The 8,280-nt window shown below is 34.4% G+C and carries 5 protein-coding genes; 3 read left to right on the forward strand and 2 right to left on the reverse strand.

Annotated elements, in window-relative coordinates; all coding sequences use genetic code 11:
* Positions 1-15: 15 nt before the first annotated feature.
* Positions 16-876: an MBL fold metallo-hydrolase gene (locus B2U95_RS09315; RefSeq protein ID WP_296315431.1), complete on the reverse strand. Its 861-nt coding sequence runs from the start codon at positions 874-876 to the stop codon at positions 16-18.
* A 109-nt stretch (positions 877-985) separates the two neighbouring features.
* Between B2U95_RS09315 and B2U95_RS09320 the strand changes: the two genes are divergently transcribed.
* Positions 986-3,190, forward strand: coding sequence for an amino acid permease (locus tag B2U95_RS09320; RefSeq protein ID WP_296315434.1), 2,205 nt, complete (start codon positions 986-988; stop codon positions 3,188-3,190).
* A gap of 57 nt (positions 3,191-3,247) precedes the next feature.
* A complete protein-coding gene (locus B2U95_RS09325) occupies positions 3,248-5,095 on the forward strand; it encodes a cation:proton antiporter (protein ID WP_296315435.1) in 1,848 nt (615 codons plus the stop codon).
* 119 nt (positions 5,096-5,214) lie between these two features.
* Here B2U95_RS09325 and lepA read toward each other — a convergent pair whose 3' ends face one another.
* Positions 5,215-7,011 (reverse strand): translation elongation factor 4, encoded by a 1,797-nt coding sequence (gene lepA / locus B2U95_RS09330; RefSeq protein ID WP_296315437.1) that lies wholly within the window; start codon positions 7,009-7,011, stop codon positions 5,215-5,217.
* A 150-nt stretch (positions 7,012-7,161) separates the two neighbouring features.
* Here lepA and B2U95_RS09335 point away from each other — a divergent pair.
* A partial coding sequence (locus B2U95_RS09335; protein WP_296315439.1) for a TonB-dependent receptor occupies positions 7,162-8,280 on the forward strand: 1,119 nt, incomplete at its 3' end.

Consider the following 8,280-nt stretch of genomic DNA (forward strand, 5'->3'; position numbering starts at 1 on the left):
AATTAGTGTTTGTTTTTAATTAAATATAGTGTTACATGTAAATGTTTCATTAAGGCGAACACCTTTTTCTGTATGCTTTACTGTAATAATCTCGTTATGTGCATCGTGTTCTAAAAACAGATAGTAATCATTATCTGCTGCTAGGTTCAAAAATAACTCTTTTTCGTTAAGAGTCAACAGTGGCCTTGTATCATACCCCATTACAAAGGGAATTGGTAAATGGCCAGCTGTGGGTAATAAGTCTGCCATAAAACAAATGGTTTTTCCTTTGTAATTAATCATAGGTATCATTTGTTTCTCGGTGTGACCATTAGCATAAAAAATATCAAAACCTAATTCTGATTTTTTTTGAATAACAGTATCTGGAACACCTGTAAATTTTAATTGACCAGATACTTCCATAGGAAGGATGTTTTCTTTTAAAAACGAAGCCACTTCCCTACGGTTAGGTTCTGTTGCCCATTGCCAGTGTGCTTTGTTACTCCAAAAGTGAGCATTTTTAAAAGCAGGCTCGTAACCCGTTTTATCTTTATTCCATTGCACACTTCCACCACAGTGATCAAAATGCAAGTGCGTCATAAATACATCTGTAATATCATCTCTATGAAATCCGTGAGCTGCTAAAGACGTATCTAGTGTGTCATTTCCCCAAAGAAAATAGTAACTGTAAAATTTCTCACTTTGCTTATTTCCCATGCCTGTGTCTATTAAAATTAGACGTTCATCATCTTCAATAAGTAAACAACGAGCAGCAATATCAATCATGTTTTTGCTGTCTGCTGGATTGGTGCGTTGCCAAAGTGATTTTGGTACTACTCCAAACATAGCCCCTCCATCTAACTTAAAATTGCCGGCTTGTATTGGGTATAATCTCATAAGTGATGCAAAATAATAAAATCGCCTTAAATAGATAAATTCCTTTGGATTTAATTGTGATTTAATAAGTTGTAAAAAAAAGCCTATTTTCGGAACAAATTAAAAATATTTGAAGACCTTAAAACGTAGTGTTTCACTAACATCGGCAATAGCCATAAGCATTGGAGGTATGTTAGGTAGTGGTATTTTTGTTTTACCAGGAATTGCAGCCGCTAAAACAGGGTCTTCTATTTGGTTAGCATATTTGTTAGCTGCTGTTTGTATTTTACCTGCCGCGTTATCTAAAAGTGAACTCGCAACGGCAATGCCGTCATCAGGAGGAACATACGTCTATATTGAGCGTACATTTGGGCCAATTTTTGGAACCATAGCCGGTATTGGTTTATGGCTATCTTTATTATTAAAAAGTTCTTTTGCTTTAGTTGGCTTTGGTGCTTACCTAACTGTATTAGTGAATATAAACGAGGGTTTCACAAAATATGCTGCCTTATTCTTTTTATTAATTATTCTCTTTCTCAATATTTTTGGAATTAAAAAAGTCGGGAAGGTTCAGCTTGTTATTGTAACTATAAGTTTAATCAGTTTAGGGGCTATATTAATTTTTGGTATACCTAGAGTAGATGATGCACTTTTACAACCCGTTTTTAGTAATGGTAATCTCGGACTTGCCTCTACGGTCGCCTTTATTTATATATCTTATGCTGGAGTTACTAAAATTGCTGCTATCGCAGGAGAAATAAAAAAACCAAATATTAATTTACCAAGAGCTATGATGCTGTCCTTGGTAATTATGGCTTTAATTTATGTTTCCGTATCTTTTACATTGGTTGGTAACATTCCAATGGAAACTTTAAAAACAGACATTAAACCAATTTATACTATAGCTAATATATTAGGAGGTACGACTATTGGTTATGTGGCTGCTATTATAGGTGTAATTACTTTAGTATCTATGGCGAATTCTGGAGTGTTAGCGGCTTCAAGATTTCCATTTGCCATGGCTATAGACAAATTGCTACCAACGTTTATGGCTAGAATACATTCTAAATATTTAACTCCAGTGGTTACGATCGTTATGACCTGTTTGGTAATGGCTTTAGCAATTCTTTTTTTAGATGTAGAAAAAATAGCAAAATTAGCCAGTGCATTTATGGTCATGATGTTTATTTCAGTCAACGCTTGTGTCATTATTTTAAGAGAAACCGCCACGCAATGGTACAACCCAGCTTATAGGTCACCGTTTTATCCTTTTATTCAATTATTTGGAATTATTACAGGAATTATTCTTTTAGTACTTCTTGGATTCGTGCCACTTATGGCTATTTTAAGTATAACGATTATTGGTTTTTTAATTTATTTAAAATTTGGGAAGAAAACGTCAAGAACAGGTGTTTTGAGAAAGTACGGTCACAGACCAGCTTTATATTTACTTTATAAAAAGAAAAATAGAAGAAAACGAAAATTATCTAATGATGTTTTAATTAATCCCGGATATTTTGATGGTGAAATTCTTGAAGATGCTGGAGTTGTTGTGCCTTTGCTAGGAAACGAAACGTCACCAGAAATGTTAGTTGAAATCGGAGCCGCTTTAAATACAAAGGATAAACTTCAGGTGGCGAATATTACAGAGGTGCCAAATCAAACCTTTTTAGAGGCCATGGTGGACGAAAACCCTAAGATAAACTCTTTGGCGAGACGATTTTCGAGACTTGCGGCTTCTAAAGGCATTAATGTAGATTTTGAATCTATTGTTACTCATAACATGTCTGATACTATACATGATTTGAGTGACCAGACAGATTGTGACTGGTTAGTTGTCGGCTGGGACGGACGCGCTAGGACAGGTATATTAATTAATAATCCAATAGGATGGTTAATGACAAATATTAACTCAAATTTTGCGCTTTTCAAAGATAATGGAGTCCGCTATATTAGTAAGGTTTTAATAGCACTAAGACCAGGACGGAATGATAAGAGTTTCATTGAGGTAGCAGATAGAATAGCATTATTTTACGGAGCTTCATTTACTTTATTGCGTGTCGTTACAGAGACTATTGAAGCTAACGAATTAGAACATATTAAAGCATCCTCTAACCAATTATTAAAAGAAGCAAAATCAGATTGTAAAGTGGACATTACAAAATCTAATGATTCTATTGAGGCTATTTCAAATGCATCTGCATCATACGATTTACTGATTTTAGGAACACCACAAAAAGATAATTGGATTAGTGTTCTTTTTGGAACAGGTAAAGATAAATTCACTGAAAAATCTGCCTGCTCGGTTTTACGTCTTACCATAAAGGATAATTAACACCATTTTATTTTATTCTTATTAACTAACTTTACATCTTCAATTAAACTATACTGAATGTTAGAATTAGCGGGAATTATCATACTAGGTATTTTAGCACAATGGGTGGCGTGGAAGTTAAAAATTCCAGCTATATTACCTTTAATATTGATTGGTTTACTGGTTGGGCCAATTGCTGCAGAGTTTTTAAGTGAAGATGGCACCAAGTGGATAGAACCGATTTGGAATGGTGAAAAAGGACTATTCCCAGGGGATAGTTTGTACTATTTTGTGTCGCTTGCTATTAGTATTATTCTTTTTGAAGGTGGTCTAACATTAAAACGATCAGAAATAAAAACCGTTGGACCAGTGATTACGAAACTCATTACTTTGGGTTCAGCAGTTACCTTTTTTGGAGCTGGTGTTGTGGCACATTTTACCTTTAATTTAAGCTGGGATTTGTCGTTTTTATTTGCGGGTCTAATCATTGTTACAGGCCCAACAGTAATTACACCCATTTTACGTAACATTCCGCTTAAAAAGGATGTATCGACAGTATTAAAATGGGAAGGTATTCTTATTGACCCTATCGGAGCTTTGGTAGCCGTTTTGGTCTTTGAGTTTATAAGTGTTGGTGGTGATAGTGGTTTTACTAAAACAGCACTGATTGAGTTTGGTAAAATTGTGTTATTTGGTACCACATTTGGTTTTACGTTTGCACATGCCTTAGCATTTGCTATTAACAAAAAATATATACCACATTATTTATTGAATGTTGTATCGCTTTCAACAGTATTATTAGTATTTGTCGAATCTGAATTATTTGCACATGAGTCTGGTTTATTAGCCGTAGTAGTGATGGGAATGGTCTTAGGGAACAGTAAATTAGACAATATTAAAGAACTGCTTTACTTTAAGGAATCACTGAGTGTCTTACTTATTTCAATATTATTTATTCTTCTTTCAGCAAACATAAATATTGAAGATTTAATGTTGCTTTATACTTGGAAAACTGCAGTGCTTTTCGCTATAGTTGTTTTTATAATAAGGCCATTAGCGGTTTTTATAAGTACACGAGGCTCTAAGTTAACCCTCAATGAAAAACTCTTTATAAGTTGGGTTGGTCCTCGTGGTATTGTTGCTGCAGGTATAGCCTCACTTTTTGGAAGTAAATTATTAAAAGAAGGGGTTGAGGGTGCAGAATATATTACGCCTTTAGTATTTATGATTGTTTTGGGAACGGTATTACTTAACGCCACAACGGCACGTCTGTTTGCTAAGATGGTTGGTGTGTTTTTGACACAGTCTAATGGTATTTTAATCGTTGGTGCTTCTAAAGTTTCACGATTACTTGGACATTATTTAGAATCTAATGGGAGACACGTTGTGCTTATAGACAGTAATCAAAATAACATAGATAAGGCAAAAGAATTGGGTTTAGAAGCGTTAAACACAAATATTTATTCTGAAACACTTTCTGATAATATTGAATTAAACGATGTTGGTTATCTTATGGCTATGACAGGAAATCCAGAGATTAATAAATATGCTATTAATAAATTCAGTGAGCAATTTGGTGAAAATGGTTCGTTCAGATTAGTAACTACTACCGAAATGAACAACCCAGAAGACAACCCCAAGGAGGGTTTGTTTTCTCATACAGATGATTATATCACCTTAGCTGAGGTTACTCGAAAATACCCATCTATCCAAGATATAGATATAGATGATAAAGCACACTATGAAAGCCTTATAGAAATTACCAATAAAAATAAAGATATGATTCCTTTATTTTTAAAAGATGAGGAAGGAGAAATGCACATTATTTCGTCCTACAACAAAGATATTGATACTATAGGTGAAAACTACAAGTTGGTTTATTTAGGTAAGCCTTTTGATGTTGAAAGAGTAGCACAAGAAGATTAAGGCTCTTTTGTGTTTACTATTCCTATTAGGCAAGGACTATTTTCTTACCAGTAAAGGTTCTGTTTCGTTTTAGCCCTTAGTAGTCTCGATAATTAGAACCCTGCTTACGAAGGAATATGCTAATCATTTAACTTAAGCACAGCCATAAAAGCGGCTTGAGGAATTTCTACATTACCAACTTGGCGCATACGTTTCTTACCTTTTTTCTGCTTTTCTAATAACTTTCGTTTACGAGAAATATCACCACCATAACATTTAGCAGTTACATCTTTACGTAACGCCTTTACGGTTTCTCTAGATATTATTTTGGCACCAATAGCCGCTTGAATAGGAATATCGAATTGTTGTCTCGGTATAAGTTCTTTCAATTTTTCACACATCTTCTTACCAATGTGTTGAGCGTTGTCTGCGTGAATTAAAGCCGAAAGGGCATCTACTGGTTGTGCATTTAGTAACACATCTAAGCGCACTAATTTAGAAGCTCTTCTCCCTATTGGCGAATAATCGAAAGATGCATAGCCTTTAGATACTGTTTTTAAACGATCGTAAAAATCGAAAACAATCTCAGCTAACGGCATTTCAAAAATCAACTCTACACGCTCTGTTGTTAGATAGGTCTGGTTAATAATCATACCGCGTTTTTCAATACAAAGACTCATTACGTTACCAACAAAATCAGCCTTGGTAATAATGGTTGCTTTTATAAAAGGCTCTTCAACACGGTTAACGGTTGTTGGCTCTGGTAAATCACTAGGGTTATTTACGACAAAAGCTTCATTTGGGTTTTTATTGGTGTACGCGTGATATGATACGTTAGGAACTGTCGTAATTACAGTCATATCAAATTCGCGTTCTAACCGTTCTTGTATAATCTCCATGTGCAGCATACCTAAGAATCCACAACGGAAACCAAAACCTAATGCGGCAGAACTTTCTGGCTGAAAAACTAAAGACGCATCATTTAGTTGCAATTTTTCCATAGAATTACGGAGCTCTTCGTAATCTTCAGTATCCACTGGGTAAATACCTGCAAAAACCATTGGTTTTACATCTTCAAAACCTTCTATAATATTAGTCGTTGGGTTAGCGAAATCAGTAATAGTGTCACCAACTTTAACCTCTTTAGCGGTTTTAATTCCTGTAATTAAATAACCTACATCACCAGCTTTAACGCTTTGTTTAGCAACTTGTGTTAGCTTTAAAGTCCCAACTTCGTCAGCAAAATATTCTTTTCCTGTGGCGACGAATTTAATTTTTTGTCCTTTTTTAATTTCACCATCAAAGACTCTAAAATACGTTTCAATACCTCTAAAGGTATTGTAAACAGAATCGAAAATTAAGGCTTGTAAAGGCGCATTGACATCTCCTTTTGGAGCAGGAATGCGTTCAATAATTGCTTTTAAAATATTTTCGACACCAAAACCAGTTTTTCCACTGGCATGGATAACTTCTTCCGGATCACAACCTAAAAGATCTACAATATCGTCTGTAACTTCTTCTGGATTTGCACTTGGCAAATCCACTTTATTCAATACGGGAATAATTTCTAAATCATTTTCTAAAGCCAAGTATAGATTAGAAATTGTTTGTGCCTGAATACTCTGAGCAGCATCTACAATTAACAAAGCACCTTCACAAGCAGCAATTGAACGAGAAACCTCGTAAGAAAAATCTACGTGACCAGGTGTATCAATAAGGTTTAATACGTACTCTTGGCCTTCAAAGGTATATTCCATTTGAATAGCGTGTGACTTAATGGTAATACCGCGTTCGCGTTCCAAATCCATACTATCTAAAAGCTGCGCTTGTTGTTCGCGTGCAGTTACAGAACCTGTAGCATCTAGTAAACGATCTGCTAATGTACTTTTTCCGTGGTCAATATGTGCAATAATGCAAAAATTACGAATGTTCTTCATGTATCCTTCTAAAACAATAATTTGGATGCAAATATAGGTGTTTTCTTGCGCTTTTTAGTGTCAAAAACAGGATTAAAAGCTTGCTGAATTACGGAAAAACCGTAACATAAAGTAAAAAACAATCTCTATATTGCAGTATAAAACATGCTAATGATTGTTGACTTGCGACTTTTTATAAGCGCATTACTTTTTGCGTTATCTTCTATTGCTTTTGCTCAGGAATTTTCTGTTTCAGGAAAAGTTATTGATTCAAACAGCAAGCCTATTGAGTTGGCTAATGTTATTCTTTTAGCAGAGGATGGAACTACATTTATAAAAGGAACTTCAACAGATCAAAACGGTTATTTTAAATTTAAAAACTTACCAGTTACTATGTTTTTTATTAAAGTTAGCTTTATTGGGTTTGAAGAATTTGAGCAGAAGATTATTCTGAAAGGAAACTTAGATTTAAAGACTATTCAGCTTAACGAAACACCAGAAAGTTTAGGCGAAGTAATTGTTATTTCTAAAAAACCGACCATAATTCGTAAGCCAGACAGACTGATATTTAATATTGAGAATACAGCTTTAACCCAAGGCTCCACGCTTGGTGTTTTAAAAAGTACGCCTGGTATTATTGTGTCAGAGGGAGGTGTTAATATTAAAAGTGCTCCCGCTACTGTTTTTATAAATAATCGTCGTGTGCAATTGACTTCAGATGAGTTGATTCAATTTTTAGAAACGGCACCAGCAAATAGTATTAAGTCAGTTGAGGTTATAACAAACCCGCCCGCAAGTTATGACGCAGACAGTGGCTCTGTGATTAACATTATAATGAGTAAAAATTTAGTAACAGGATATCGTGGAAGTGTCCAAACAAATTACACACAAGGTGTTTTTCCAAGATATAATGCTGCGACGAGTCATTATTATAAAAATGATAAAGTCAACCTAAATGTAAATTATAGCTATACTAATCAAAAGATTAATAGAGATCAGGATGATACCGTTAATTATTTGGATGATTTGAATAATATTGAAGAAATATGGCAATCTGGTGTGAATCGAAACACATGGTCTGAAACACATAATCTCAATCTTAATTTTGATTATTATATTGATGACAAGAACACGTTGAGTTTTACCAGTACAGGTTTATATACACCGTATTTTAAGTATCAAATTAGAAATAACACGAATATTACGGACGAAAATTTAGACATCTTAGGTCGTTTTACTGCTGATAATTTATCTAGAGACAACAAATACAATATTGGCTCGGACATTGTT

The organism is Winogradskyella sp. UBA3174, assembly GCF_002364335.1.
Taxonomy (GTDB): Bacteria; Bacteroidota; Bacteroidia; order Flavobacteriales; family Flavobacteriaceae; genus Winogradskyella.